Source organism: Streptomyces calidiresistens, assembly GCF_014141525.1.
Lineage (GTDB): Bacteria > Actinomycetota > Actinomycetes > Streptomycetales > Streptomycetaceae > Streptomyces > Streptomyces calidiresistens.
In genome coordinates, this window is the sequence record NZ_VKHS01001289.1 from 1 (window position 1) to 983 (window position 983).

Annotated in this window: 1 pseudogene; it reads left to right on the forward strand. The window is 78.9% G+C overall.

Features of this window, described 5'->3' with window-relative positions:
- Positions 1–983: pseudogene (locus tag FOE67_RS26925) on the forward strand (hypothetical protein); the annotation flags it as partial.

Here is a 983-nt window from a genome sequence, read left to right on the forward strand (position 1 = left end):
GGTGGGAGGGGGACCACTCGGAGCTCGTGGACGCCTGGGTGATGGAGTGCGGGCCGGTGTTCGCCGCCCGGGCGGTGGTCGCGCTGTTCGAGGTCCCGCCCCGGGCGGCGCGGGCGGGGCGGTCGCCGGGACGGGGGGAGACGTCTTCCCCGGGTTCCCCGGGTGTTCCCGTTCGGGCCGCCGGAGAGCGGGCCCGGCGGGAGGCGTTGGAGGCCGCCGAGCGGTTGCGGGGGCTGTTGGCGGTCGCCGATCCCGCCACCCGGCGGGAGGTGGCGGATGCCCTGGGGCCGCTGCGGAGCACACCCGGCCGCCGGGTGGTCGCCTCGTACCTGGTGCCGGATCGTACGGACTGGGCCGCCGAGTGCTGTGCGGAGGCATCCCGGCCGGGTGGGTGCCCGGTGTCGGACGAGATGCGGTTGTGCGTCGTGGACACCCCGGAACACCTGGCGGCCCTCGGTGTCCGGGCCCATCTGCCGCCCCGCCGCTGGACACCGGAGCTGTTGGCCACCGTCGCCGAGCGGGTGGGGGCGGCGCTGGTCCCGGTGCTCGCCGGGATCCTCGCGGACACCTCGGTGGGCGCCGGACGGGCGGGGCTCGTGCTCGACCTGCTCGGGGAGCTTCCCTCGCGGGGCGCGGTGGACACCCTGCTGGCCGCGGCGGTCGGGCCGCGCGGGCCGGCGGCCCGGCGCACCCTGATGGGTGTGCTCTCCCGTGATCCGGTACCGGTGGCGGCGGCGTTGGCCGAGGCCGTGGCGGGTCCCGCCGCCGACACGTCCCCGGAGCGGTCGGCGGTCGCCGAGGGGTTCCTGAACTGCGCGCTGCGGGCGCGGCCGGACCTCGGGGGGCGGCTTCTCCCGCGCCTGTCACCGGGGGCCCGGGCGGCGGTGCGTCGCCCGGCGGGCTTCCCGCATCCCCGGCCGGAGGCGCCCGGGTCCGCCGTTCCGGCCTGCCTCCTCGATCCCCCCGGGGAGGGGGACGAGGGC